The sequence below is a fragment of the Streptosporangium sp. NPDC006930 genome, assembly GCF_040635605.1.
In the GTDB taxonomy this organism is placed as follows: domain Bacteria; phylum Actinomycetota; class Actinomycetes; order Streptosporangiales; family Streptosporangiaceae; genus Streptosporangium.
The window spans coordinates 281534-304799 of record NZ_JBEYID010000004.1 but is presented as its reverse complement, the minus strand read 5'-3'; the positions used below and the strand labels follow the sequence as shown (position 1 = coordinate 304799).

Genomic DNA, 23266 nt, shown 5'->3' with positions numbered 1-23266 from the left:
CGGACCGCGAGGCCGAGCCGGCCCGCACGGATCGCGGGAGGGGTGTCGGCGCCGCGGCGCGTCCGGAAGAGTCACCTCTCCATGAACGCGAGATCGCCCGGTTTCCTTTAACCTTGAACGAACGAGGGGAGTACTTCCCAAGGACCGGTCCGGTCAGTACGGACGCCCTGTGGCGTCCCCGGACGGTCGCCCGCGTGACGCGGGTGAAGGAGACCTCGAATGGCCGAGCGCATTCGAGGAGCGAGCATGCCCCCTGACAGTCCCCTCCCCCTCCGGGCACCGTCCCACCGGCGTCTTTCCTGGAACGCGAGAGGCGGCATGAGAGAAGTCCCCCACACCAGCGAGGTGCACGTGATGGCCACCACACCGGCCAGCGGGCCCTCCGCCGAGGATCTGCGCTATCCGGCCGGATCGCTGGTGCTCCTCGCGGGGCTCCCGGGCGCGGGCAAGAGCACCCTGCTCGACCGTCTGTACGGGCTGCGCGGCGACGAGAGGGAGCCGGTGCGCGCCGGTGACACCCTCGTCATCGACTCGCGCCAGTCCCGCAACTGGTGGGCCCCCTACCTTGGCCCGATCCCGCAAAGAGCCCGCATCCCACTCGTGCACACCACCCACGCGGTGCGGATCGCCCGCGCCATGTGGAAGGGGCACGCCGTCGTCGCGCACACCCGCGGCACATGGCCGCACATCCTGTACGGGTTCGCCTGGCTGGCCCGCCGGGTCGGCAACGAGGTCCACCTGATCCTGCTCGACGTGGAGCCGAGGCTCGCCCGCGAGGGGCAGCTCTCGCGCGGCCGGGTCGTCACGAGCGCGACCTTCGCCCGGCACTGCCGCCGCTGGCGGGTGCTCGTCGAGCGTGCCCGCGGCGGCTCGCTCCCCCCTGCGGCGAGCGTCACGATCCTCGACCGTCCCGCCGCGGACCTGCTCAGGACCATCCGCTTCGACGAGCGGCCCTCCGCGCGGCGGAACGGATGACTTTACCTTCGCCTGGCTCTGCGCCTCGTCCGGCCAGGGCAGGTACACAGCGACCGGAAGGAAACCGATGACCGACGTACTGGCTCTCGCCCAGGAGCATCTCAGCCTCGCCAGAGCGAGCGCGCACGGCCGCAGCGCCCACACCTACCTCAACGAGGGCACCCTGCGCCAGGCTCTCATCGCGCTGACCGCCGGGACGGCCCTCGGTGACCACGAGGCCCCGCCGGCCGGGAGCCTGCACGTCCTGATGGGGCGGGTACGGCTCGTCGACGGCGAGCAGACCGTCGAGCTCGGCGAGGGCCACACCGCTCCGATCCCGCAGCGGCGGCACTCGCTGGAGGCCGACGAGGAGTCGGTGGTCATCCTCACCAGCGTCGTCAACATCGGCGGCTGAGGGCGTTCACGCCCACCCCCCTCAGGTGGGCACAGCTCTCTCAGATGAGGGACGAGCACAGGCGCGGGACGGCGACCCCGATGGGGTCGTGGATCACCTCGTCGGCCAGGTGGTCGTACGGGGTCGGCTCGGCGTTGACGACGACCAGCCGGGCACCCGCGCGCACCGCCACCTCCACCAGGGAGGCCGCGGGCTGCACCCGCAGCGAGGTGCCGACGGCGAGGAACACCTCGCACTCCTCGGCCGCCTCGACCGCGCGGGTGAGGACGACCGGGTCGAGGGACTGGCCGAACATCACGGTGGCCGTCTTGACGATGCCTCCGCACTCGTGACAGGCGGGGTCGCTCTCGCCCGCGTCGATCCGGTCGATCGCCTCGCGCGTGGTGGAGCGGACACCGCAGGCGGTGCACAGGGCGCCGAACATGTTGCCGTGCAGTTCCAGCACCCTCTCGGGCGGTGACCCGGCCCGCTGGTGCAGGCCGTCGACGTTCTGCGTGACGAGCCACGCGTCCGGCAGGGCGGCCAGGGCACGATGCGCCGCGTTCGGCTCGGCCTCCCACGCGGGGTTGTCGCGGCGCATCAGCCACGAGCGCCGCCGGATCTCGGGATCGGCCATGTAGTAGTCGTAGGTGACGAGCTTCTCGTGGTCGGGGTCCCTGCGCCACATGCCGTTCGGCCCCCGGTAGTCGGGGATCCCCGACTCGGTCGAGATCCCCGCACCCGTCAGCACCGTCACCCTCATGCCCAGTGATCCTAGCCAGCCGAAGGTTCGTCCTCGTCGTCGATCAGCAGGAAGTCGGGCCGGTTCTCGCGCCACTCGGGCACGTCCATCGAGTTGAGCACGGAGATGAGCTTCTTCTCCTCGTAGATGAAGTGCGTCTGCATGATCGCCGACAGCGCCCCCACCTCCTCGCGCACCTTGGAGGCCGTGACCGGGTCGGGTCTTTCCGGGAGGGACTCAAGGAGTTTCCGCAGATTCCCCAGCAGCCAGTCCAGCTGGTTGTGGTCCGCCCGCAGCTCGGAGAGCACCTTGCGCAGCTCGGGGAACTCCTCGGCGATCACCGGGAACGCGCCCCTGTCCTCACCGGTGTGGTGGCGCGTCAACGCGGTGCAGAAGGAGAGACAGTGGGCACGCAGGTCCCGTGGCGGGAGCCCCTTGCCGTCGAAGTAGTCGTCGACGCTGTCCTGGAGGTCCTCCAGCATCTCGCGGAGCCAGATGTGCACTTCGAGCAACTGTGTGCCCATGGCGGTGAGGCGGTCGCCCGCTCCTGAACGTGCGTTCACACTCCTCCTTATTCGATGGGGTGATTCCCCGGTGTTCTCGAAGTCCCGGGGAGCGCGGCGAATTCCGGTGTGGTCCTGACGGCGTCCGGAAGCTCAGAGGGGCAGGATGCCGCCGGGCTTGAGGGCTTTCATGGCGATCTGGGAGGTGAGCTTGTCAAGACCGGGCAGACGGCCGAGCTTCTCCAGGCACAGCTGGCTGTAGGCGTCCATGTCGGGCACCGCCACCCGCAGCACGTAGTCGGGGCGGCCGAACATGCGCAGGCACTCCACCACGTCGTCGATCTCCATCACGGCGGCCTCGAAGGCGGTGACCGTCTCGGCGTCCTGGCCCTCCAGCTCGACGTAGGCGACGACCTGGAAGCCTCGCCCCACGGCCACCGGGTCGATCACGGCACGGTAGCCGGTGATCACTCCGGTCTCCTCCAGGTTGCGGACCCGGCGCAGGCACGGCGAGGGGGTGAGCCGCACCCGTTCGGCCAGCTCCAGGTTGCTCAACCGCCCCTCCGCCTGCAGGAGACCGAGAATTGCGCGATCCGTCACATCCATGACATCGGATGCTAACGGGAGGTCCCCTCTCTGGAAAGTTTGACATCGAATTTTGTTCTACCTGGCATAACCTTGCGGCACCGCAGGAGCGCCGACGACGGGACGACAAACCATGACGATCTTCGCAGACGCCCGTGAGATCTCCCCCGACGACCGCTACCTGCTCGACGAGAGCCAGGTCTTCATGACCGGCACCCAGGCCCTGGTGCGGGTCGTCCTCGACCAGATGCGCGCCGACAGGGCCGTGGGCCTGCGTACCGGCGCGATGGTGTCCGGCTACCCCGGCTCCCCGCTCGGCGGCTTCGACCAGGAACTGGCCCGCTCCCGCCGGCACGCCGAACCGCTCGGCGTCGTGCACCGCCCAGGACAGAACGAGGAACTCGGTGCCACCGCCGTCTGGGGCAGCCAGCTCGTGCCCGCGCTTCCCCGCCCGCGCACCTCCGGCGTGCTGGGCGTCTGGTACGGCAAGGCACCCGGCGTCGACCGCGCGGCCGACGCGTTCCGGCACGGCAACTTCGTCGGCGCCCACCCCGAGGGCGGCCTGATCGCGCTCTGCGGCGACGACCCCACCTGCAAGTCCTCCACCCTCCCCTCGGCGACCGAGGGCACGCTCGCCACGCTGGGCATGCCGATCGTTCACCCCGGCAGCGTCCAGGAGCTGCTCGACCTGGGACGCCACGCGATCGCGGCGTCCCGGGCCAGCGGCCTGTGGGTCGCGGTGAAGGCCGTCTCCAACGTCGTGGACGCCACCGGCACCGTGGACGTCGGGCGTGACCGGGTCGTCCCGGTCACGCCCGTCGTCGAGTACGAGGGCAGGCCGTACCGGCACATGCCCGACGCCACCCTGCTCACCCCGTGGTCGCTGGAGATGGAGCGCACGCTCGTCGGCCCCCGCCTCGACCTGGCCCGCGCCTACGCCCGCGAGAACGGGCTCAACCGCGTCACCGCCGACCCCCGCGACGCCTGGCTGGGCATCGTCGCCTCGGGAACCGCCTACCACGACGTCCGCGAGGGCTTCCGCAAGCTCGGCGTCACGCCGGAGGAGGCCGGTGTCCGTCTCCTGAAGATCGGCATGCTCTGGCCGCTGGACCCCGAGGTCGTCCGGACCTTCGCCCGGGGGCTGTCGGAGATCCTCGTCGTGGAGGAGAAGGCCCCGCTGCTGGAGACCTCGATCAAGGACGTCCTGTACGGGACCGCCGACGCCCCGCGCGTGCTGGGCAAGCTCGACGAGAACGGCGCGCGGCTCATTCCCCCGCACGGTGCGGTCGACGCCGACCTGGCCGCCAAGGCCATCGCCTTCCGGCTGCGCCGCAGAGGGCTGACCGACCTCGGCGAGCGGGTGGCGAAGGGGCTCTCCGTCATCTCGCGCCCGGCACCGCTCACACTGCTCGCGCCCAAGCGCACCCCCTTCTTCTGCTCGGGCTGCCCGCACAACCGTTCCACCGCCGTCCCCGACGGCGCGCCCGTCGGCGCCGGAATCGGCTGCCACACGATGGTGGTGCTCAACCGCGAGGGCAAGGGCACGCTCACCGGCCTGACCCAGATGGGCGGCGAGGGGGCGCAGTGGATCGGCCAGGCGCCGTTCACCGACACCCCGCACATCTTCCAGAACCTCGGCGACGGCACCTTCCACCACAGCGGCTCGCTCGCGGTGAGGGCCGCGGTCGGAGCGGGCGTGAACATCACCTACAAGCTGCTCTACAACAGCGCGGTCGCGATGACCGGCGGCCAGACGATCACCCCGGCCCTGTCGGTGCCCGACCTGACCCGCTGGCTGGAGGCCGAGGGGGTGCGCAGGGTCGTCGTCACCACCGACGAGCCGGAACGCTACCGGGGGGTCAGGCTCGCGGGCATCGCCGAGGTCCGCGACAGGACGGCGCTGGAGGACGCCCAGCGCGAGCTGGCCGCGGTCCCCGGCGTGACCGTCCTCGTCCACGACCAGCAGTGCGCGGCCGAGAAGCGGCGACTGCGCAAGAAGGGCGACCTGCCCGACCCCGTCAGGCGGGTCGCGATCAACCAGCGCGTCTGCGAGGGCTGCGGCGACTGCGGGCAGAAGTCCGAGTGCCTGTCCGTGCTGCCGGTGGAGACCGAGTTCGGCCGCAAGACCGAGATCCACCAGTCGTCCTGCAACAAGGACTACTCGTGCGTGGAGGGCGACTGCCCGTCCTTCCTGACCGTCCTGCCCGCCACGAAGAAGGCCGCCTCCCGCAGGCGCGCACCGGTGCCCGCGCCGCCGGACATGCCCCTCCCCGAGGCGCGCACCGGCGATGCCTCGATCAGGCTGGTCGGCATCGGCGGCACCGGCGTGGTGTCGGTCGCGCAGATCCTCGGCACCGCCGCGATGCTCGACGGCAGGCGCTCGCGGGGACTCGACCAGACCGGCCTCGCCCAGAAGGGCGGCACGGTCGTCTCCGACATCCTCATCTTCGACGGTGACGGCGAGCGTTCGGCGCGGGGCGGGGCGGCCAGCGTGGACGCCTACCTGGCGCTGGACCTGATCGGCGCCACCGACCCCGCCCACCTGGCCGCCGCCGACCGTGACCGTACCGTGGCGGTGGTCTCCACCAGCCTGGTGCCGACCGGTTCGATGGTGCTCGACCCGTCCACCCACCTGACCGACCCCCGCTCGCCGATCGCCGCGCTGGAGTCGCGGACCCGGCGCGAGCTGAACGTCTACCTCGACGCCGAGGAGCTGGCCCAGGCGCTGTTCGACGACCACATGCCGGCCAACACGATCATCGTCGGGGCCGCCTGGCAGCGCGGGCTCATCCCGCTCGGCCTGGAGTCGGTCGAGCGGGCCATCCGCGCGGGCGGAGGCAGGGCCGCCGAGCGGACCGTCGCCGCCTTCCACTGGGGCCGCGCGGTGGTCGCCGCCCCCGAGGCCGTGGCGGCGGTGACCCGCCCCGCCGTCCCCGCCGCGCCGCTCCCCGACCGGTCGGCGGCACACCTGATCGACGCGGTCGCCGAACCCGGCGGCGAGCTGCACCGGATCCTCACCGTCCGGGTCCCCGACCTCGCCGCGTACCAGAACGCGCGCTACGCCGCCGGGTACGTCGACGCCGTCCGCGCGGTCCTCGCCAGGGAGCGCGAGGTCTCCCCGGGCAGCACCGCCGTCACCGAGGCCTACGCCAGGCAGCTGCACCGGCTGATGGCGTACAAGGACGAGTACGAGGTGGCGCGCCTGCACCTCGACCCGGCCGAGCGGGCGCGGATCGCCGCCGAGTTCGGAGAAGGCGCGAGGGTCTCCTACAACCTGCATCCGCCGTTCCTGCGCGCCCTGGGCATGAGGCGCAAGCTCCGCCTCGGCCCCTGGTTCGACCCGGCCTTCCGCCTGCTGTACGGCATGCGCGTGCTGCGCGGTACCCGCCTGGACCCGTTCGGCCTGGGCGGGGTGCGCGCGACGGAGCGGGAGCTCGTCGCCGAGTACACCCGCGACGTGCACCGGGCGCTGGACCACCTGCGCCCGGCGACCGAAGAGCGGGTCCGCGAGCTCGCGGAGCTGCCCGCCATGGTGAGGGGGTACGAGCACGTGAAGCTGCGCAACGTGGCCGCCTACCGCGAGCGCGTGACCGCGCTCCTCGACGACCTGCGCGAGGGCTGAACGTCAGGTCTTCGGGACGACTCCCGCGCCGCCGGCGGGGAGCGACTCCCCTCCGAGCCGCTCGTGCGGCCTCACGGGGTCGAGTGCCCCCGCGCGGCCGAGGAGGTCCGGCTCGGTGATGGGGTTCTCGTGGGTGCCCTCCGACGTGCAGGCATGGGCTCCGGCGACGGTGCCGAGGGGGACGGAGTCGTCGAGGGAACGGCCGGAGAGCAGCCCGTACAGGACTCCCGAGACGAACGCGTCCCCGGCGCCGTTGCTGTCGGCCACCGGGCCCGGCAGGGGGGCGGCGGGGAAGGCGCGCAGGCCGGCCGCGTCCAGGACGTGGCAGCCCTCGGCGCCCTCCGTGCAGACCACGGCCCTCGCCCTGCCGCGCGCCAGGATGTCGCGCATGACCTCGTCGCGGCGCGGGCCGAGTGCGGCGGCCGACAGGAAGACCAGGTCGGAGGAGTAGGCGAAGTCCCTGTGGTGGTCGTTCTCGCCGTCCCAGTCGTGCAGGTCGGTGGAGACCGACCCTGCGCCCAGGACGATCCCCGCCACCGGTCCGGCTCCGCCGACCGGCTCGGGACCGGTGCGCGGGTCGGACCCGTTGCGCAGGTCGGGGTAGACGTGCCGGGAGAAGTCGGTGATCGACACGTGGACGTGCCGGGCCGCGCGGACCGCGTCCAGGTAGAGCTCCCTGGGCAGTCGCTCGCCCGCCGCGGCGCGCGGGTCGAACAGCGAGGTGCGCCGCCCGTCCGGGCCGACGAGCAGGACGCTGCGCCGGGTCCCCTGCGGGGCGAGCGCCCAGCCGGTGTCCACCCCCTTCTCCTCGAAGTGGGCCCGGACGAACCTGCCCTGCGGGTCGTCGCCGATCAGGTCGACCAGCTTCACCCTCAGCCCGAGCGCGTGACAGCCGAGGGCGACACCGCTGCCGGTGTTGCCGATCCGGTCGATCACCGGGGGGACCGGGTAGGTGTCGGCGTACGGCAGGGGGAGCGAGGGCACGTAGGCGGTGGTGTCGACACCGGTACCGCCGATGACGACGACGTCGTGGCCGGTGTTCAACGTGTTCCTTTGACCAGGGGGCCCGAGCCGGTCGAGCGGCGGACGACGAGTTCGGGCTGGAACATCAGCTCGACGTGTTTGGCGCGGACTCCGTTGATCTCCTCCAGGAGGGTCGCCACCGCCGCCGAGGCCATCGCGCCGATGGGCTTGCGCACGGTGGTGAGCGGCGGGTCGGTGAACGCGATCAACGGCGAGTCGTCGAACCCCACCACCGACACCTCCCCCGGCACCGACAACCCCCGATCCCGGCAGGCCCTGATCGCACCCAACGCCATCAGGTCGGAGGCGCACACGATCCCCGTACACCCCCGCGCCAGCAACTGCGCCGCGGCCGCCTGCCCACCCTCCACCGAGAACAACGAATGCGAGATCCACTCGTCGACCTCCGTCACCCCCAGCAACTGCGCCATCGCCTGCCGGTACCCCTCGATCTTCCTGATCACCGGCACGAACCGGCGCGGGCCGACGGCCAGACCGATGCGCTCGTGCCCGAGGTCGGCCAGATGCTGCACGGCCAGCCGGGCCGCGGCCCGGTCGTCCGGGGAGATGAACGGGGCCTCGATCCGCTCGCTGTAGCCGTCGAGCAGGACGATCGGCAGTCCGCGTTCGATCAGGCGACTGTAACGGTCCATCTTCGCCGTGGTGTCGGCGTGCAGCCCGGAGACGAAGACGATGCCGCTCACCCCGCGGTCCATCAGGAGTTCGGTGAACTCGTCCTCGGGGGCTCCTCCGGGCAGCTGGGTGCAGAGCACCGGGGTGTAGCCGTGCTGGGTGAGCGCCTTCTCGATGGCCTGGGCGAAGGCGGGGAAGATCGGGTTGTCCAGCTCGGGGGTGACCAGGCCGATCAGCCCGTTGCTGCGCTGGCGCAGCCGCTGCGGGCGCTCGTACCCCATCAGGTCCAGAGCCGTCAGTACCGCCTGCCTGGTCGACTGCGAGACGCTGGGTTTGCCGTTGAGCACCCGGCTGACGGTGGCCTCGCTCACCCCGGCCTGCGCGGCGATGTCGGCCAGTCGTATCGTCGTCCCGTCGGAGCGGGAACGCGAGTTCCGAGGGAGCTCATCCTCCATCAGGCAGTCACCCCACCATGCGGCTGAACCGGGCGCGAGCCGATCGGCGTCCGGCGCCCTCTATGAAATTCGTTTCTGCAATTTTTCGCAAACTGTAACATTTCAACCCTCGTCTGGCGCTCTGGTCAGGGCTCCCTGTCACCGCTGGTCGTCACATCGGGGAGCGGAGAAGTAACTAACAGATGAGCGATTTCTAACGACATCTATGGACACGCGGGTAAGTGTCGCGATGTACTACCTCATCAATCACACAGCTGGGATCCGGGCGGGGGCGCCCGGGAGGAACGAGCGCGCATGAGTACCGTCGTCCTCGACAACGTGAGCAAGGTATACCCGGGCGGGTACCTCGCGATCGACCGCATGAGCCTGCGGGCCGAGAACGGGGAGTTTCTCGTGCTGCTGGGCCCTTCGGGCTGCGGTAAATCCACCCTGCTCCGGATGATCGCGGGCCTGGAGGAGGTCACCGAGGGGGACCTGTGGCTGGGCGGCACGCTCGCCAACGATCTCGCTCCCCGCGACCGCGACGTGGCGATGGTGTTCCAGAACGGCGCGCTCTACCCGCACCGGACGGTACGCGGCAACCTCTCCTTCCCCTTGGAGATAGCCAAGGCCGACCCCTCACTGGTCAAGGAGCGGGTGACGGAGCTGTCCAAGGCGTTGCACATCGACGAGACCCTGGAGCGGCGCCCTGGAACGCTCTCCGGTGGCCAGCGCCAGCGCGTGGCGATGGGTCGCGCGATCGTCCGCCAGCCCTCCCTCTTCCTGATGGACGAGCCGCTCTCCAACCTGGACGCGGGCATGCGCACCGAGCTCCGGATGGAGATCTCGTCGCTGGTCCGCTCCCTCGGAGTGACCACGATCTACGTGACGCACGACCAGGTCGAGGCCCTCACCCTGGCCGACCGGATCGCCATCATGAACCGCGGCGTCCTGCAGGACGTCGGCACCCCCGGGCAGGTCTACAACGACCCGGCGACCGCCTTCACCGCGGCCTTCCTCAGCTCCCAGCAGATCAACCTGCTCGCGGCCACCGTCCGCACCCCGCAGAACCAGTTCATCCTGCTGGACTTCGGCCCGCACCAGATCATGATCCCCTGGACCGATCCCAGGGCGTACGTCATCTCACAGCACGTGGGCCGCCAGATCATCGTCGGCCTGCGTCCCGACTGCCTGGCCCCGGTCCCCGACAGCTTCGAGGGGCCGACCTTCCTCGGCCGCGTCCGCGCCCTGGAGTACCACGGCCACGAGTGGCTCGCCTACGTCGAGAGCGGGCTCACCTCCGTGACCGTCCCCGAGCCTCCCGACCCCCGGCAGAAGGTGAACGGCATGGGCGTCCCCCTCGTCGGCGGGCGGGTCCGTTCGATGTTGCGGAGGCTGATGCCCAGTGCCATGTTCGACGAGGACGAGCCCCAGCCGGAGCAGGAGCAGGAGCGCTCCGGCGGCCACCGCCGGGCCGACCTCATCGTCCGCCTGGGCTCCCGCCCGGTCTGGCGGGCAGGGGAGTCCGCCAGGGTGGGGGTCGACGTCACCCGCCTGATGCTCTTCACCATGGACGGCGCCCGCATCGACCCGCCGCAACGGTGAGACGACACCGCCCCGGCACCGTCGTGGCGGCGGTCGTACGGGCGGCGGCGCCGGTCAGACCGTCCTGATCGTCTCGCCGATCCGGTCGAACAGTGCCTGTTCGCCCTCGGCGTCGGTGCTGAGCGTGACGATGCAGGTCTTGTCCTCGGCGGGTACGTAGTACTGGGTGCCCCGGATGTGGACGCCGTTGGTCTCGAACGAGTAGACGAGCCGTGCGGCCTCCTTGGAGCCGATCGGCACCTTCCTCGCCTCGAGGACCTTGGCGCCGAGCTGTTCGAGCTGGGCTCTGGTCTCCTTGATCAGCTGTTCCGTCGGGATCCGCCGTCCGGCCTGGCAGAAGGCGTTGAGGTTGGTGGGGAATCCTTTCGCGGAGGGCTCGGCCGAGCCGCCCGAGGCCCAGAGGCCTTTGTTCTCGACCAGGGTCTGCAGGCTCTCCTTGGCCTGCTCCAGCATGGGCCCCGACAGGCCGCTGTTCCTCAGTCCTTTGTCGAGGTCGTCCTTGGCCAGGTCGAGCGCGACCCAGTCCTTGGGGACCGCGACGACGACGCCGTTGGCGGGCCCCCCGATCAGCTTGAACCCCTCGGGCACGGGTGCGGGGCTCCGCGTGGAGGTGGCACCGGGGGTCGCGCCCTGCCCGGGACCGGGGCTTCGCACCGTCCCCAGGCCCCGCGCGGGGGCGGCGTCCACGGCGACCGGCCCCCCGCCCCCGCAGGCCGTACTCACCCACAGGCAGAGCCCGAGCAGGCTCGTCGTCACGACGTGATGGCGCTTAGGCATCAGGCTGCCCTCCTCCCGGACCCGCGAGGGCCCGGTACCGATACGACCTGCGGCGTCTGTCGGGGGGAGAGCTGATGCGGATGTGGGCGACGGCCATCGCCTCGCCGGGGGAACCGGCCCGCGGCGGGCGGGACCGGGCACGACGGGCGGGAATGCACGGTCATGGGAGTGGCATCAGGCCACTCCTCGTCTTCCTACCCCATAACCGACATATCGGAAACGCTGGCACTCAAGAAGCACGTCCCATGATGGAGACGATCTCCAGGACCCGCATGGCACGGTCCAGCTCCGCGCGGTGGAAGGGCGGGCCGTCGGTCCTGGCCAGGATCAGGTGCCGGCTCGTCCCCGGCACCGGAAGGCTCATCAGCTGGTGCCGCCCCGAGCCGAGGACGGCGGGCCTCAGCGTGGCGAGATCGGCCACCTTGACACCGACGAGACCGCTCCCCTCGTCGAAGGCCTCAGGTGCCTGCCAGCTGCGCTGGAGGAGCTCTCCGCTCTCCAGCGATATGATCACCGCCCACTCGGCGCTCACCAGGTCGGGCACGGCGTCCACGAGGGTGGCGAAGGCCCTGCCCGGATCGGCGGCGACATGCTTCAGCAGGTCGTAGTCGGGGGCGGCGCCGGGAATCTCCCGGGTGGGCCAGACACCCTCGACGCGCATCCCGGGGACGCCGGAGAGGCGGTCCCTCACCGTCTCCGCATCCACGGTGCCGGGCCAGGAGACGGTGAAGTCGTCCATCGCCCGGCCGAGTTCACGTTCCAGCACCGTCACCTGGAGAATGTCCGCGCCCAGCGTGCCGAGCACCCGGGCCGCCTGCCCCAGGGCGCCTGGCCTGTCGGGGAAGGAAACGCGTAGCCGCAACATCATGCCGATCACCTCACTCTGCGCACCAGACTGTCCTAGCCAGGTTTCACGGAGGTTCCGGGGAGATGTCCAAAATAAGACCTGAAATGGGTATAAGTCAGGACTGATAGGCCCCGGCGGCGGGGGACGCGGACAGCGCGGCGCCGGAGAGGTCACGGGCGAGACCCGTGCCTCCGTACCAGGCGGGGCCGAGCTTGACACCGCGGCCGAGCGCCGGGGAACCGGGGCGCAGGCGCAGGTCCGTCCGGCTCCTGAAACGGGGATCGGCCATGATCGACCGGGGGCCGAGCTTGAACTTGCGAGAGCGGCCCTTGTAGACGCCTGCGTCCTCGTCGGCCCCCTTGCCGTCCTCGAAGCCCACCTCGCCGCCGACCACGATGATGTTGTTGCGCAGCTTCAGGATTCCCGGGGAGCAGCCGTCGTGACAGGCCCAGCCGAGGGTTTTGCGTGCGGGCAGGTAGACCGAGTTGTGCACCGCGACGGTGCCCTTCACCGGCCCGACCACGTGGCGGGCGCCTCGGGTGACGAGGAAGGCGGCCCTGCGCGAGGAGGTGACCACGTTGTGGGCGAAGACGTTGTCCGCGGCGGTTTTGCCCTTTCGCGCGCCGAGCTCGACGAAGGTCTCGTTGTTCCTGGCGATGTTGTGGGTGACCCGGTTGCGGTTGCCGTTGAACACCTCGACGGCGGCGCCGTCGTTGCCGTAGTCCTTGCTGGCGGCATAACTGCCGGTGATCACGTTTTCCGTGACGAGGTTGTCGTCGCCGTTGAGCAGCACGCCGAACGCGCCGGAGTCGTCGTCGCCGCCCTCGGTGTTGACGCTCATGCGGTTGTTCTCGCTCAGCAGGCTGTTCTTGACGACGTTGTACCTGCCCATGAAGTGGACCCCGGTGATGTTGCGTTCGGCGATCACGCGGTCGAGCTCGTTGCGGTTGCCGCTGACCTCGAAACCGGCCCACCGGCAGTTGACGGCCCGCACCCCCACGACCCGCACGTAGGAGCCCGTGATCACCACGCAGTCCTCGTCCCTGCCGCTGATCTTCGGGGCCGTGCCCCTGCCGTAGGGCTCGACCACGATGGGGGCGGCGGCGGTGCCCCGGCCGGACAGCGTGAGCACTCCCGGCCAGCTGCCGCCGCGCTTGAGGCGCACGGTGTCACCGGCGCCCAGGGTGGCGGCGTTCACGTTGTCCAGGCTGCGCCAGGCCGTCGCGGCCGAGGTCCCGGCGGCGGAGTCGTCACCGGATCTGGAATCGACGTAGTAGACGGTGCCCGCCGTGGCCACCGTGGCTCCGGCGGCCCCCGGCACGGCGACAAGCATGCTTCCCACCATGAGAGCCCCCGCCACGGGAGCGGCCCACGGCCTCGTCGAGTTCATTTCTGGTACGCTCCATCGCCTTCACCGCCGGTACGTCAGCGCAGATCTTCGCACACCCGGAGTTCGCTCAGCGGTCCGAGTGACGGACCCACAGCCGACCGTTATCTACTCCTCACTCCGATGACTCGGCAAGTTCGCCGCGGCGGGCTCGGAAGGCGGCGTGCGGAGCCGGGACGCCGGGGTCACGGGGGTACCCCACGCGGGTTCATCGCCGGGTGGCGACGATCAGGAAGTGAGCCGGGGAGCGCGTCAGGGCGTACTCCTGCGGTTCGTGACAACCGGCCTCGGCGAGCCACCGGGTGACCGTCTCCTGGGAGTACAGACGCCCGCCCTGGGTGTGGTGCAGGTTGAGCTCGAAGAGCGGGGTGAAGGCCCGTGCCGCCGTGTCTCCCGGATGGTCGGGAGCCCTGTCGAGCACCAGCGCGACCCCTCCGGGGCGCAGCGTGCGCGCCGCGGCCCGCAGCAGGGCCGAGGCCTGCTCCTCGCCGAAACCGTGCAGCAGGTTGAACAGCAGCACGGCGTCCTGGTCCCGGTACGGGAGATCGCCCAGGATGTCCCCGGAGAGGACGGTGACGCGATCGGCCACTCCCTCCGAGACCACCGCCGAACGCCCCGCCTCGATCCCCGAGGGCAGATCGACGACGGTGGCGCGCAGATCCGGCCGGTCACGGCAGTAGGCGATGCTGTAGCGGGCGTGCCCGCCCCCCAGGTCGAGCAGCCGAGAGGCGCCGTCCGGCAGGGGGACGACGGCGGCGATCTCCTCTCCCAGCCATCCCGCCTGGTCCTGGAGTAACCGTTGGAAGCGGGCCAGCACCTCGGGGCGCCCCGCCAGCCAGGTGTAGAAGTCGGCGCCGCGCTCGCCGGAGCGCACCGACTCCTCAAGGCCGCCCCAGAGCCCGGCCAGGACCTCCTGCCAGAACAGCAGCATGTTGCCGTACGCGCCGAGCAGCGGGCGGGACACGGCGGTGAGCGCGTACCCGTCGGCCCCGGACGTCACGTACCCCGTCGCGGCGAGCGCGCCGAGCAGGACGCGCAGGCCCTCACGGTCGGCGCCGAGCGCGGCGGCCAGCCCGGGCAGGTCTCTGGGACCGTCGGCCAGGGCCTCGAACAGGCCGAGCCGGAGCCCGGCCGCGGCGGCGTGCGCCGACATGGCGCCGATCACGTCGAGATGGGGACCGGGTGCCTCTCCGCTCTCCAGGTAGCGGCGGGTGTCCTCGGGTGTCAGGTGCAGCGGCATCGGACCTCGTTCACAGGTTCGTAAGTGGTGAGGATCATGGGTTCGTGGAAGCCGTGGGTCACGGAGGTCTGGAAGGATCAGGAGACCGGGGCGGGTGCGGTGTCCGTCCTGGGCGCGTCGGGGATCTCGCGCTCCAGGCGGCGAAGCCGGGGAAGGACGAACGTCGTGACCGCGAGGGCGACGAGCAGAAGCCCGTCGATCAGGAAGATCAGGGCGGTGCCCCTGCCCGGCCCCGTCCCGATCAGCTCCCCGACGCTCCCGGCGAGCGCGCCCCCCGGCATCAGCAGGGGGCCTGTGAGGTGCTCGGCGGCGGGCGCGGCGCTCAGGTAGGCGATGGGCATCGCGCACTGTCCCAGGGTCCGCGCCGTGGCGAGAACCCGGCCGAGCGCCCCGGCCTCCGTCTTGACCTGCAGGACCGTCATCACACAGCCGTTGACCACCGGCAGGACGAACAGGAACGCGGGAGCGACCACCGCGATGAGCGCCACCGAGGGAGACAGGCCGTGCGCGGCCAGGGCGAGCCCGCCCGCTCCCATGAAGACGCTCATCCCGGTGATCCTGCGACGTGGTCCTCCCCACAGGCCCATGACCATGCTTCCCGCGAACAGTCCCGCCCCGCCGGCGAACACCAGTACCCCGAGCGTGGCGGGCCCGGTGAACGACAGGATGAGCGGGCGGATCAGCACCCCCGCGACGGCGAACACGAGGTTGAACGCGGCGAAGACCGCCACCAGGGGAAGCAGCCCGTGGGAGCGCAGGTGCCGCAGCCCGAAGAGCAGGTCGGTGCCGAGCGAGGGCGGGCTCGCGACGGTCTCGGGCCGGGTGGCCGACCGGGGCAGCCTGGTCGCCAGGACCACGGCCGTCGCAACGGCGAACGACAGGAGGTCCAGCAGAAGCACCCCGCGCAATCCCACCACCTCCAACAACGTCCCCGCCGCCACCGGGGCCGCGATCTGCAAGCCCCAGGTGGCCTGCGTCAGTCCGTTGACCCGCCCCAGGTGGCGTTGGGGCACCAGCAGCGGCGTCATCGCCTGGTAGACGGTGAGGTGGAAGGTCCCGCAGATCGCGCCGACCGCGGTGGCGACGTAGACGTGCCATACGGCCAGGCTCTCCATCTGGACGATCAGCAGCAGCGCGACCGTCGACAGCGCCGCCCCGCAGTCGCTCAGCACGAGCACCCACTTCCTGTCGAAGCGGTCGACGACCACCCCGGAGAAGGGGGTGATGAGGATGCCGGGCAGCGTGGTGCAGAGCAGGGTGAGAGCGAACTGGGTCTCGGATCCGGACTCCTGGTAGACCCAGACGCTGAGCACGAAGCCGGTGAGACTGGAACCGATCACCGACACCAGCTCGGCGGACCAGATACCGGCGAACCTGAGCGCGTCGGCCCTCAACGGAGCCCTCCTTCCGCGGACATGTCGGCAGACGTTCGGGAGGACACCTCGGTGGACGTCCTTGGAGATCTTTCGGGAAGGATCCCGGGGGACGACGTTTCGAGGAACGCCAGATAGCGGCCGATCAGGGCGGGATCGGGCGGTGGACAGGTGAACGAGCAGTCGAACCGCGGTCCGCGCGGCCCCGGCGGCTCCTCACCGAGATCGGCGGCGAACGGCCCCATCGCGACCGGCTCCCCTTCGGCGGATCTCCGCAGGATCTCCGCCCGCCAGCGCTCCCAGGGGACCCGTTCCACCTCGTATCCGTGATCGAGGAGAGCCGCCGCCATCCGCCGGTAGGTGATCCCCTCGGCGTCGAAGTAGTGGAAGTCGCGCCCGGCCGCCGCCGGGTCGAGGAGCCTGGCGGTGATGGCGGCGGCGAGGTGGTCGACGGGGATGACGTCCTCGGCGACCGGTATGTCAGGCACCATGCGGAGTTGGACGAACGTGGTGAGCAGCCGGTTGAAGTAGTCACCGGGGTCGCCCCGGCCGGTGAGGCTGTGGCCACCGACCCGCGCGGGCCGGTGGATCGTCACGGGCAGGCCGTGCTCACGAGCCCGCCGCGCCACCGCGTCGGCGACCCACCGGGTCTGGTAGTACGGGGAGGCCAGCCCGGCGGGGTCGTCCGGGGCCTCGTCCTCGGCGATCGGGCGATCCCTGCCCGCCCAGCCGAGATACACGCCGAGAGTGGAGACGGTGTGCAGCGGGGTCGGCCTCAGGTGCGCGGCCAGCCGGATCATCTCGACGGTCCCGCCGACGTTCACGGGATCGAGCATCCGGTACGGCTGGAGGAAGTTGACGATCCGCCCGGTGTGACAGATCAGGTCGCTCCCCTCCGCCACGGCGTCGTAGACGTCGGGTTTCAAACCCAGCCGGGGCGCCGCCAGGTCCCCGGCCAGGCCGGTGACCCTTTCGCCGTAGCCGGGCCTCCAGAGGCCGTGCCGGGCCAGGGCCTCACGGACCCGGTCGGCGGCGGCATGCTCATCCCTCGCTCTGACCAGGCACATCACCTCGGTGACGCCGCGCTGAAGCAACTCGGCCAGCAGGTGCGTCCCGAGAAGGCCCGTCGCCCCCGTCAGCAGCACCCGCCCGCCCGGCGCGAAGCCGATCGGGCCGGGGACGTCGCGCGCACCGGACGCGGAGCCGGTGACCTCACGCGCGTCCCCCGGTGCGCCGCGCATCGAGCCGAGGGCCTCGCGCACGTCATCGGGCAGCACCGCCAGCGCCCTCAGGTCGTCGTCGCCCGGCAACGCCTCCGGCGCGGTCGCGGAGGCCGCGAGCTCCGCCAGGTCGGCCGCCTCGAAGAGACCCCCCAGGGTGATCTCGACCCCGGCCTCCCCGCGCACCTCGCCGAGCACCCTGGCGGCCAGCAGCGAGGACCCGCCGAGGGAGAAGAAGTTGTCGTGACGTCCCACCCGGGGAAGGTCGAGCACCCTGGCCCACACCCCGGCCAGCGCCGTCTCCAGCGGGCCGCGCGGCGGGACGTATCCGGGCGCGTCCCGTGAGACGGCCGGGAGCCGCCCGGTGTCGACCTTCCCGTGTGGCGTACGCGGGATCTCGTCGAGCGGGACGAGCACGGCGGGCACCATGTGCCGTGGCAACCGCTCGCGCAGGAAGCCTCGCAGTTCCTCGGAGCCGGCGGTGCGCGGCGCCACGTAGCCGATGAGCCGGTCTCCCTCGGGAGAGGCCACCACGGCCGCGTCCCGCACCGCCGGGTGCGCCACGACGGCGGACTCGATCTCGGCAGGTTCGATGCGGTAGCCGTTGACCTTCAGTTGCCGGTCGACTCGCCCGAGGAACTCCAGCGTCCCGTCGGGCAGGTATCTGGCCAGGTCCCCTGTCCGGTACATGCGAGCCCCCTCGCGCCCGGCGTGAGGGTCGTGGACGAACCGTGCCGCGGTCTCCTCCGGCTGGGCGACGTAGCCCCGGGCCAGGCAGTCACCGCCCAGATGAAGCTCACCCGGCGTGCCGGTGGGCGCGAGGCCGCCCCTGCGGTCGAGGACGTAGGCGCGGACGTGCGGCAGGGGGCGCCCGATCGGCAGATGGTCCCGCCCGGCCGCCTCGGCGCCGTCGCGGGTGCGGTGCACCGTGGCGCACACGGTCGCCTCGGTCGGGCCGTAGTGGTTGAACAGCTCGACCCGGCCGCCGGTGGCGGCGGCCCAGGCGCGGACCGCCCAGAGCGGTACCCGCTCCCCGCCGACCATCATCGTGGTGACCGGCCAGTCGTCGGGCACCGCGCCGGGTGCCAGCGCGGCCGCCCACCCGCGCCACAGGGAGGCCGCCGTGTCGACCGCGGTCACGCCGTGCCGCGCGCAGAAGCGCACCAGCTCCGGCCCGTCCAGCAGGGCGGGGTCGGGATGCAGCACGACGGCGGCCCCCGAGCACAGGGCGGGGAACACGTCCCCCACCGAGGCGTCGAAGGTCAGCGGCGGCAGCATCAGCACCCGCCCGCCGGGCCCGAAGCCGTGGACGACGCGGAACGACTCGGTCAGCCGGGCGAGGGTCCCGTGGGTCACCATCACCCCCTTGGGGCGTCCCGTGGACCCCGATGTGTAGATCACGTACGCGAGGTCCTCCGGTTCCGCGGGCGGCGTCTCATCGAGACCGCCCGTGTCATCCGAGCCGTCCGTGTCATCGAGGTCACCGGGGTCACCGGGGTCACCGGGGTCACCGGCGAGACGCCGGGAACCCCGCGCGGCCTCGCGCTCCCCGGCGCCCCCGACGCCGTCCTCGGCGATGAGAACCGTCCCCGGGTAGCCGACCAGCGCGTCCCGGTGCCCGCCGGAGGTGACCGCGGCGACCGCTGCGGCCTCCTGGAGTATCCCGGCGATCCTGTCCGGCGGGTCGGCCGGGTTGAGCGGCAGGTAGGCGGCGCCCGCCTTCAGCGCGGCGAGCAGGGCGACGACGGCGTCCCCGCCGTTCGGCAGGACGATGCCGACGACGGACTCGCGTCCCGCCCCGGCCCTCCGCAATCGTGCCGCCAGCCGCGCCGAGCGGCGTTCCAGTTCGCCGTAGCCGATCGTCCCCGCCTCCGAGACCAGCGCGGGGGCGTCGGGGGTCTCGGCCGCCCACCGGGCGACGAGGTCGTGGACCGCCGTGAAGTCCCGGGCGGTACCGGGATCGCAGGACTCGGGGCCGCCGGGCACGTCCCCTGCCGAGGGGTCCTCGCCCCGGGAGAGGCCCCCGGGCGAAACGGTCCCGGAGACAGCGCCGGAGACCGACGCGGAGGCGTCCGGCGTGCCGGTGTGGATCTCCTCATGGAGCGGGATCTGCCAGACCCGCAGGTCGGGCGTGGCGGTGAAGGCGGAGAGGAAGACGACGACGTGACGCAGGAACCGGTCGACGGTGTCCTCGTCGTAGAGGTCGGCGGAGTAGTCGGCGTGCAGCTCGATCCCTCTCTCGCCCACACTCACGACGAGGGTGAGGTCGAAACGGGCGCCGGGGGACGACTCATCGAGTTCCCATGTCTCCACGGCGATGTTCGCCGCCCGCTCGACGGACCGTCCTCCCTCTCCCATGACGAGCAGCGTCTGGAAGACGGGATTCCTGCGCAGGTCCCGGGGTGCCCCGGCCAGCTCGGCGATCTCCTCGAACGGCGTCGCCCGGTGGCCGAGCCCCCTGATGACCGAGCCGCGTACGGCGCGCAGGAGTTCGGCCAGGGTGGGGTCGGCCCGCAGGTCCGTCCGTACGGGGATGAGGTTGATGTAGCAGCCGACCGAGCCCTCCAGCTCGATCAGGTGCCGGTCGACCAGGGCGGTACCGACGACCACGTCCTCCTCGTCGGAGTGCCTGGCCAAGGTGGCGGTCATCGCCGACATCGCGATGACGAACAGGGTGCAGCGCCGTGCCCTGACGAGGGCGTACAGGTCGGAGACCAGGTCGGCGGGCAGCCGCAGGGAGCGGCGGGCCCCGCCCAGTACGGGTTCGCGGGGCCGTGGCCGGTCCTGCGGGAGGGTGGTGACGGCGGGTGCGCCGGACAGGTACTCGCGCCAGTGTTCCAGGCCCGCCTCACGCCCCTCGGCCCCCTGCCCGGCGAGCCAGGCGGCGTAGTCGGGGAACTGGGTGGGCGCCGACTCCGGCGGCTCCCCACCGTCGACCAGCATCCGGTAATGGGCCCAGAGGTCCTCCTCCAGGATCCCGAGCGAGGGCGCGTCGCACATGATGTGGTGCAGGCACCAGCTCAGGATGTGTTCCTCGTCCGTGAGCCTGATCAGCACGGCCCTGTGCAGCGGGGCGCCGTCGAGGACGAACCTGCGCGAGAGCACATCCCTGACGAGGTCGCGCGCCCGCTCCTCGTCGGGCGCGTCCACCACCCGCAGTTCCGGCCCGCTCTCCCGTACCACCTGGGCGGGGCCCTCGACGATGACCAGGCGCAGCGCCTCGTGGCGGTTCACGACGGCGGTGAAGGCCGCGCGCAGCGCGTCCGTGTCGAGCGGCCCGGTGAGACGCTGGAAGGTCCAGCAGACGTAGGACGCCCCGCCGGGCCCGGCCCGGTCGAGGAACCACAGGCGCGCCTGGGCGGGGGTGAGCGGGATGGGCGCCGCGGAGTCACGGCGCGCGATCGGCATCACTCCACCCCTTCCATGATGGTCTCCATGACGATCTCCCTCAGGTGGGCGGGCACCTTACCGTCGAACCGGGTCAGGTACGCGCGGCGGTGGGCCGGGTCCCCCCACAGGAAGGGAAGGTCCGTGGCGACCATGTGGCGGATCGCGAGCAGCGGCACGGGACCGGCGAGAGGGCGCAGCAGCGGGTTCCACAACCCCGGCTTGTCGGGCGGCCCGTCGTGGAACTCGCCGATCATCAGACCTTCGTCGACGAATGCGTTCTTCAGCTCGTTCTGCGCGCCGTCGATGAACTCCAGGCGGTCGCCGAGGCAGGGAAGGAGCAGCAGGATCGTGGTGAACACGGCCTCGGGCCCGTCCAGCGGCGCGAGCGTGGTGAACCAGGCCCGGTAGGGCTCCACCGCGGCGACGACGTCCTTGACGGTCTCGACGGCGCGGGGGCCCGCCTCGGGCATCGCCAGATAGAACCTGCCTCTGCTCAGCGACCCCTGGGCGTACGGGCAGACCGGGCCGTTGCGGCCGAGGTCGGGGTGCGGGCGGCACAGGTAGGTCTCGGCCCACTCCACGACGGCCCGCAACTCGTCCTTGTGCGTGAGGACCTCGCGCGGCGGTGAGGTGGCGTCGAGGTCCGAGACCTCGATCAGGCGGAGCGAAGGATCTTCGGGATGCGTGATCACGGGGTCGTCCTCCGCGACGAGGAGCCGATCCGTACGGCCGCCAGGGCGGCTCCCGCGGCCAGCGCGGCGCCCGACCAGCGCAGCACGCGGTCCTGCCGGTGTGCTCGGCGCAACGCCTCGCCGTAGGGCATGTCGGTGTGCGAGACCATGGTGTAGAGCGGTCGCCACAGGGTGGGGAAGGCGCGGTTCAGCGCGAGGTCGGCCTGCCTGCGGGCCAGCCGCAGAGGCGACCGGGTGCCGTCACGCAGATCGGCGAAGTTCCGCTCGGACAGGTCGGCCAGGATGTCGGTGTGCGGTTTGCGCAGCCGCTGGTACTCGTCGAACGCGGCCGCGCGGTCGCCGGAGTGCCGGGCGAGACAGCCGTCGAGCACCAGGCAGTCCTCCAGTGCCGAGTTCATGCCCTGGCCGTAGAACGGATAGACCGCGTGGGCGGCGTCGCCTGCCAGGACCACCCGGTCGGCGTGCCGCCAACGCGAGGTGCGAATGGTCACCAGGTTCCCCACCGGGTTGGCGGCGTACTGCTCGGCCAGGTCGGGGACGAGGTCTGCCACGCCGGGGAACATCCGCAGGAAGAAGCGGGTGACGTCCCGCTCCCCGGCGAGTTCGGCGAAGCCCGGGGTACCGGAGTGCGGCAGGAAGAGCGTCGCGGTGAGCGAGCCGTCCACGTTGGGGTGGGCGACGATCAGGGCGTTCTCACCGGGCCAGACGTGCAGCGCGTGCAGCGGGACGCGCGACCCTCCTCCGGGGGCCGCGGGGATCGTGAGTTCCTTGTACCCCCATTCGAGGAACTCCTGGCGGTAGTCGGCGGCGAGCCCTCGCTGCATGGAGGCGCGTACTGCGGAGAACGCTCCGTCCGCGCCGACCACGAAGTCCGCGCGGGCGTCGCGCGTCTCCCCGGTGATCGCGTCGGCGAGGGTGAGATCCCCGCTCCCGCGGTCGACTCCCGCGCAGCGGACGCCGAAGAAATGCCTGACCCCCTCGTGCGCGGCGGCACTCTCGACGAGAAGCGTGGTCAACTCGTCCCTGCGGATCGAGTACAGGATCTCCCCCGGGTCGGTGCCGTACGCCTGGAAGGCCGCGGGCCTGCCCGGACGGTGGATCATGCGTCCCCGCATCGGTACGAGCCTGTCCCCGAGAGTGTTCCAGAGACCGACGTGCCGCAGGGCACGGATGCCACGGGCCGACAGGCCCAGGTTGATCGAGCGTCCCTCGCCGTCGCCTTTGCCGTCGCGCGGGTCGGGGCGCAGGTCGTAGACGTCGACCGGGTGGCCGCGGCGGGCGAGGAGGATTGCGAGCAGCGATCCCGCCGGGCCCGCCCCGACGATCGCGGCCCGCGCGCCCCGGTCTCCGTGACCGGCCGCGCCGGCCCGGTCGGCAAGGGCGCCGGGAGCGCTGTGGAGGTCCGGAGGCCCGGAGGCGCTGTGGGTCTCGTGGCGGCTCGGGCCGCCGGGCGGGCGTGAGTGGGAGACCTCCCTCACAACGTCCCCTCCGCCCTCGCTCCGCGGTGGGAGCGCATGCCCACGCGGTCGCGGATCGGGAAGGGGGTGGGCAGAGAGGAATCGGTGGTCATGGCGATCTGGGCGGTACCGTGCACACTCAAACCGGCCTCCTGAGGCGGGCGCGCGAGATCTACGGATCGAACGAGAGTGAGGGCCCGGGCCGCGGATGGCCCGGGCCGAGCACATGCCGAGCGAAACAACCGGCGGCTGTGGCGGCCTTCGCGATGTTCGAGAGAGCCGGCGACTGCGGCGGTCTTCTCGATACCGGGAAGGACCGGCGGCTGTGACGGCCTTCGCGGCGTTTCCGGAGGACCGGCGACTGCGGCGGCCTTCTCCGTGCCCGGAA

The 23266-nt window shown here is 71.6% G+C and carries 18 protein-coding genes; 4 read left to right on the top strand and 14 right to left on the bottom strand.

Annotation, left to right across the window (positions count from 1 at the left end):
- Positions 1-318: 318 nt before the first annotated feature.
- Positions 319-975 carry an AAA family ATPase gene (locus ABZ664_RS09970; RefSeq protein ID WP_362505847.1) on the top strand — a complete coding sequence of 219 codons (657 nt, stop codon included), beginning with the start codon at positions 319-321 and terminating at the stop codon, positions 973-975.
- Positions 976-1042: 67 nt separating this feature from the next.
- Complete coding sequence (locus ABZ664_RS09965; RefSeq protein ID WP_362505844.1) at positions 1043-1369, top strand: cupin; 327 nt, start codon at positions 1043-1045, stop codon at positions 1367-1369.
- 40 nt (positions 1370-1409) lie between these two features.
- On the opposite strand, the gene ABZ664_RS09960 is transcribed toward ABZ664_RS09965, so the two are convergent.
- The 3 genes from ABZ664_RS09960 to ABZ664_RS09950 form a co-directional block, all read right to left on the bottom strand.
- Complete coding sequence (locus ABZ664_RS09960) at positions 1410-2111, bottom strand: NAD-dependent deacylase (protein WP_362505841.1); 702 nt, start codon at positions 2109-2111, stop codon at positions 1410-1412.
- A gap of 11 nt (positions 2112-2122) precedes the next feature.
- Positions 2123-2653, bottom strand: coding sequence for a hemerythrin domain-containing protein (locus ABZ664_RS09955; RefSeq protein ID WP_362505838.1), 531 nt, complete (start codon positions 2651-2653; stop codon positions 2123-2125).
- Positions 2654-2746: 93 nt separating this feature from the next.
- A complete protein-coding gene (locus tag ABZ664_RS09950) occupies positions 2747-3199 on the bottom strand; it encodes an Lrp/AsnC family transcriptional regulator (RefSeq protein ID WP_362505835.1) in 453 nt (150 codons plus the stop codon).
- A gap of 112 nt (positions 3200-3311) precedes the next feature.
- On the opposite strand from ABZ664_RS09950, the gene ABZ664_RS09945 reads away from it, so the two are divergent.
- Entirely contained in the window at positions 3312-6800 is a 3489-nt protein-coding gene (locus ABZ664_RS09945; protein ID WP_362505832.1) for an indolepyruvate ferredoxin oxidoreductase family protein, read from the top strand.
- Between the two features lie 3 nt (positions 6801-6803).
- On the opposite strand, the gene ABZ664_RS09940 is transcribed toward ABZ664_RS09945, so the two are convergent.
- Together ABZ664_RS09940 and ABZ664_RS09935 are read right to left on the bottom strand one after the other, a co-directional pair.
- Complete coding sequence (locus ABZ664_RS09940; protein ID WP_362505829.1) at positions 6804-7844, bottom strand: carbohydrate kinase family protein; 1041 nt, start codon at positions 7842-7844, stop codon at positions 6804-6806.
- Complete coding sequence (locus tag ABZ664_RS09935; RefSeq protein WP_362505826.1) at positions 7841-8911, bottom strand: LacI family DNA-binding transcriptional regulator; 1071 nt, start codon at positions 8909-8911, stop codon at positions 7841-7843. The genes ABZ664_RS09940 and ABZ664_RS09935 overlap by 4 nt, the downstream gene beginning before the upstream one ends.
- A gap of 294 nt (positions 8912-9205) precedes the next feature.
- Between ABZ664_RS09935 and ABZ664_RS09930 the strand changes: the two genes are divergently transcribed.
- On the top strand, positions 9206-10495 hold the full coding sequence (locus tag ABZ664_RS09930; RefSeq protein WP_362505823.1) for an ATP-binding cassette domain-containing protein: 1290 nt from the start codon (positions 9206-9208) through the stop codon (positions 10493-10495).
- 54 nt (positions 10496-10549) lie between these two features.
- Here the strand turns inward: ABZ664_RS09930 and ABZ664_RS09925 are convergent, their stop codons facing one another.
- From ABZ664_RS09925 to ABZ664_RS09885, 9 genes are all read right to left on the bottom strand, one after another.
- Positions 10550-11272 (bottom strand): hypothetical protein, encoded by a 723-nt coding sequence (locus tag ABZ664_RS09925; protein ID WP_362505820.1) that lies wholly within the window; start codon positions 11270-11272, stop codon positions 10550-10552.
- Between the two features lie 229 nt (positions 11273-11501).
- Positions 11502-12140 (bottom strand): amino acid-binding protein, encoded by a 639-nt coding sequence (locus ABZ664_RS09920; protein ID WP_362505817.1) that lies wholly within the window; start codon positions 12138-12140, stop codon positions 11502-11504.
- Between the two features lie 94 nt (positions 12141-12234).
- On the bottom strand, positions 12235-13509 hold the full coding sequence (locus ABZ664_RS09915; protein ID WP_362505814.1) for a right-handed parallel beta-helix repeat-containing protein: 1275 nt from the start codon (positions 13507-13509) through the stop codon (positions 12235-12237).
- Between the two features lie 205 nt (positions 13510-13714).
- Complete coding sequence (locus ABZ664_RS09910) at positions 13715-14746, bottom strand: methyltransferase (RefSeq protein WP_362505811.1); 1032 nt, start codon at positions 14744-14746, stop codon at positions 13715-13717.
- 77 nt (positions 14747-14823) lie between these two features.
- Positions 14824-16140, bottom strand: a complete 1317-nt coding sequence (locus ABZ664_RS09905; protein ID WP_362505808.1) for an MFS transporter — start codon at positions 16138-16140, stop codon at positions 14824-14826.
- Positions 16137-20747 (bottom strand): amino acid adenylation domain-containing protein, encoded by a 4611-nt coding sequence (locus ABZ664_RS09900; RefSeq protein WP_362505805.1) that lies wholly within the window; start codon positions 20745-20747, stop codon positions 16137-16139. The genes ABZ664_RS09905 and ABZ664_RS09900 overlap by 4 nt, the downstream gene beginning before the upstream one ends.
- Entirely contained in the window at positions 20747-21421 is a 675-nt protein-coding gene (locus ABZ664_RS09895; protein ID WP_362505803.1) for a DUF6875 domain-containing protein, read from the bottom strand. Before ABZ664_RS09895 ends, ABZ664_RS09900 begins: the two co-directional genes overlap by 1 nt.
- Positions 21418-22899 (bottom strand): NAD(P)/FAD-dependent oxidoreductase, encoded by a 1482-nt coding sequence (locus ABZ664_RS09890; RefSeq protein WP_362505800.1) that lies wholly within the window; start codon positions 22897-22899, stop codon positions 21418-21420. The genes ABZ664_RS09895 and ABZ664_RS09890 overlap by 4 nt, the downstream gene beginning before the upstream one ends.
- Positions 22896-23021, bottom strand: coding sequence for a hypothetical protein (locus ABZ664_RS09885; RefSeq protein ID WP_362505797.1), 126 nt, complete (start codon positions 23019-23021; stop codon positions 22896-22898). The genes ABZ664_RS09890 and ABZ664_RS09885 overlap by 4 nt, the downstream gene beginning before the upstream one ends.
- Between the last annotated feature and the right edge of the window lie 245 nt (positions 23022-23266).

Bases quoted from the DNA above. Each gene is read 5' to 3' on its own strand.
- ABZ664_RS09960 (WP_362505841.1), bottom strand. From the start codon at position 2,111: ATGAGGGTGACGGTGCTGACGGGTGCGGGGATCTCGACCGAGTCGGGG.
- ABZ664_RS09915 (WP_362505814.1), bottom strand. From the start codon at position 13,509: ATGAACTCGACGAGGCCGTGGGCCGCTCCCGTGGCGGGGGCTCTCATG.
- ABZ664_RS09925 (WP_362505820.1), bottom strand. From the start codon at position 11,272: ATGCCTAAGCGCCATCACGTCGTGACGACGAGCCTGCTCGGGCTCTGC.
- ABZ664_RS09935 (WP_362505826.1), bottom strand. From the start codon at position 8,911: ATGGAGGATGAGCTCCCTCGGAACTCGCGTTCCCGCTCCGACGGGACG.
- ABZ664_RS09930 (WP_362505823.1), top strand. From the start codon at position 9,206: ATGAGTACCGTCGTCCTCGACAACGTGAGCAAGGTATACCCGGGCGGG.
- ABZ664_RS09900 (WP_362505805.1), bottom strand. From the start codon at position 20,747: ATGCCGATCGCGCGCCGTGACTCCGCGGCGCCCATCCCGCTCACCCCC.
- ABZ664_RS09920 (WP_362505817.1), bottom strand. From the start codon at position 12,140: ATGATGTTGCGGCTACGCGTTTCCTTCCCCGACAGGCCAGGCGCCCTG.
- ABZ664_RS09945 (WP_362505832.1), top strand. From the start codon at position 3,312: ATGACGATCTTCGCAGACGCCCGTGAGATCTCCCCCGACGACCGCTAC.
- ABZ664_RS09965 (WP_362505844.1), top strand. From the start codon at position 1,043: ATGACCGACGTACTGGCTCTCGCCCAGGAGCATCTCAGCCTCGCCAGA.
- ABZ664_RS09910 (WP_362505811.1), bottom strand. From the start codon at position 14,746: ATGCCGCTGCACCTGACACCCGAGGACACCCGCCGCTACCTGGAGAGC.
- ABZ664_RS09970 (WP_362505847.1), top strand. From the start codon at position 319: ATGAGAGAAGTCCCCCACACCAGCGAGGTGCACGTGATGGCCACCACA.
- ABZ664_RS09950 (WP_362505835.1), bottom strand. From the start codon at position 3,199: ATGGATGTGACGGATCGCGCAATTCTCGGTCTCCTGCAGGCGGAGGGG.